The sequence below is a fragment of the Variovorax sp. FG153 genome (genome assembly GCF_057809595.1).
In genome coordinates this window covers 1-3,201 of sequence record NZ_JBMDKG010000100.1, presented here as the reverse complement: position 1 = coordinate 3,201, position 3,201 = coordinate 1, and the positions used below count along the sequence as shown (strand labels likewise).

Annotated in this window: 2 rRNA genes; both read left to right on the top strand. The window is 50.8% G+C overall.

Annotation, left to right across the window (positions count from 1 at the left end):
* Positions 1-65 precede the first annotated feature (65 nt).
* Positions 66-2,936: ribosomal RNA gene (locus ACODT0_RS42195) — 23S ribosomal RNA — on the top strand.
* Positions 2,937-3,078: 142 nt separating this feature from the next.
* A 5S ribosomal RNA gene (rrf, locus tag ACODT0_RS42190) occupies positions 3,079-3,191 on the top strand.
* Positions 3,192-3,201 lie beyond the last annotated feature (10 nt).

Sequence of the window (3,201 nt, the reverse complement as noted above, 5' to 3'; positions counted from 1 at the left end):
CAGGTGAAAGACCTGGCAATTCCTTGATTGACTTTGGTTTCTGTGAAGAAACGTCAAAGTTATAGGGTCAAGTGAATAAGAGCACGTGGTGGATGCCTTGGCGATGATAGGCGACGAAGGACGTGATAGCCTGCGATAAGCTTCGGGGAGCTGGCAAATTAGCTTTGATCCGGAGATTTCCGAATGGGGAAACCCACCGAAAGGTATCGCATGATGAATACATAGTCATGCGAGGCGAACCGGGTGAACTGAAACATCTCAGTAGCTCGAGGAAAAGACATCAACCGAGATTCCGAAAGTAGTGGCGAGCGAAATCGGAAGAGCCTGCTAGTGATAGCACAAGACTTATCAGAACGGCTTGGAAAGGCCGGCCATAGTGGGTGACAGCCCCGTACGTTAAAAGACTTGTGTGGTACTGAGCTAGCGAAAAGTAGGGCGGGACACGTGTAATCCTGTCTGAATATGGGGGGACCATCCTCCAAGGCTAAATACTCATCATCGACCGATAGTGAACTAGTACCGTGAGGGAAAGGCGAAAAGAACCCCGGGAGGGGAGTGAAATAGATCCTGAAACCGCGTGCTTACAAAAAGTAGGAGCCCGCAAGGGTGACTGCGTACCTTTTGTATAATGGGTCAGCGACTTACATTCAGTGGCAAGGTTAACCGAATAGGGAAGCCGTAGAGAAATCGAGTCCGAATAGGGCGATCAGTCGCTGGGTGTAGACCCGAAACCAAGTGATCTATCCATGGCCAGGATGAAGGTGCCGTAACAGGTACTGGAGGTCCGAACCGACTAGTGTTGCAAAACTAGCGGATGAGCTGTGGATAGGGGTGAAAGGCTAAACAAACTTGGAAATAGCTGGTTCTCTCCGAAAACTATTTAGGTAGTGCCTCAAGTATTACCTTCGGGGGTAGAGCACTGTTTTGGCTAGGGGGTCATGGCGACTTACCAAACCAAGGCAAACTCCGAATACCGAAGAGTACAGCTTGGGAGACAGAGCACCGGGTGCTAACGTCCGGACTCAAGAGGGAAACAACCCAGACCGCCAGCTAAGGTCCCTAAAATTGGCTAAGTGGGAAACGAAGTGGGAAGGCTAAAACAGTCAGGATGTTGGCTTAGAAGCAGCCATCATTTAAAGAAAGCGTAATAGCTCACTGATCGAGTCGTCCTGCGCGGAAGATGTAACGGGGCTAAGCCAGTTACCGAAGCTGCGGATTTGCAATTTATTGCAAGTGGTAGGAGAGCGTTCTGTAAGCCTGTGAAGGTGCGTTGTAAAGCGTGCTGGAGGTATCAGAAGTGCGAATGCTGACATGAGTAGCGTTAAAGGGGGTGAAAAGCCCCCTCGCCGTAAGCGCAAGGTTTTCTACGCAACGTTCATCGGCGTAGAGTGAGTCGGCCCCTAAGGCGAGGCAGAGATGCGTAGCTGATGGGAAACAGGTCAATATTCCTGTACCGATATACAGTGCGATGTGGGGACGGATCTTAATAGGTCATCCGGGTGTTGGATATCCCGGTTTAGTTGGATGTAGGCGTGCATTAGGCAAATCCGGTGCACATATACCGAGGCCAACGATCGAGCGAGCTTGCTCGCGAAGTGACTGAACGAGGTTCCAGGAAAAGCCACTAAGCTTCAGCTGTATACGACCGTACCGCAAACCGACACTGGTGCGCGAGATGAGTATTCTAAGGCGCTTGAGAGAACTCAGGAGAAGGAACTCGGCAAATTGACACCGTAACTTCGGAAGAAGGTGTGCCCTATTAGTGTGAAGTGAACAACGGAGCATGAATGGGTTGCAAAAAATCGGTGGCTGCGACTGTTTATTAAAAACACAGCACTCTGCAAACACGAAAGTGGACGTATAGGGTGTGACGCCTGCCCGGTGCTGGAAGATTAAATGATGGGGTGCAAGCTCTTGATTGAAGTCCCAGTAAACGGCGGCCGTAACTATAACGGTCCTAAGGTAGCGAAATTCCTTGTCGGGTAAGTTCCGACCTGCACGAATGGCGTAACGATGGCCACACTGTCTCCTCCTGAGACTCAGCGAAGTTGAAATGTTTGTGATGATGCAATCTCCCCGCGGAAAGACGGAAAGACCCCATGAACCTTTACTGTAGCTTTGTATTGGACTTTGAACAGATCTGTGTAGGATAGGTGGGAGGCTTTGAAGCAGGGTCGCTAGATCTTGTGGAGCCAACGTTGAAATACCACCCTGGTGTGTTTGAGGTTCTAACCTAGGTCCATTATCTGGATCGGGGACAGTGCATGGTAGGCAGTTTGACTGGGGCGGTCTCCTCCCAAAGCGTAACGGAGGAGTTCGAAGGTACGCTAGTTACGGTCGGACATCGTGACGATAGTGCAATGGCATAAGCGTGCTTAACTGCGAGACTGACAAGTCGAGCAGATGCGAAAGCAGGACATAGTGATCCGGTGGTTCTGTATGGAAGGGCCATCGCTCAACGGATAAAAGGTACTCTGGGGATAACAGGCTGATACCGCCCAAGAGTTCATATCGACGGCGGTGTTTGGCACCTCGATGTCGGCTCATCTCATCCTGGGGCTGTAGCCGGTCCCAAGGGTATGGCTGTTCGCCATTTAAAGAGGTACGTGAGCTGGGTTTAAAACGTCGTGAGACAGTTTGGTCCCTATCTTCCGTGGGCGCTGCAGATTTGAGGAAGCCTGCTCCTAGTACGAGAGGACCGGAGTGGACACACCTCTGGTGTATCGGTTGTCACGCCAGTGGCATTGCCGAGTAGCTAAGTGTGGAAGAGATAACCGCTGAAAGCATCTAAGCGGGAAACTCGTTTCAAGATGAGATCTGCCGGGGCCTCGAGCCCCCTGAAGAGTCGTTCAAGACCAGGACGTTGATAGGTCAGGTGTGGAAGCGCAGTAATGCGTTAAGCTAACTGATACTAATTGCTCGTGCGGCTTGACCCTATAACTTTGATCAGTCAGATCAAGGTGTTATGCCAAGTTGACGCATTCAAAAATACATTCAAATAACGCCACCGCGCGTGCTGATTCAAAACTCTATGAATTCGCCAGGTTGATCACTCGATCAGCCCGGCAACCCTTTATGCCTGATGACCATAGCGAGTTGGTACCACTCCTTCCCATCCCGAACAGGACAGTGAAACGACTCAGCGCCGATGATAGTGCGGGTTCCCGTGTGAAAGTAGGTCATCGTCAGGCTATTACAGCC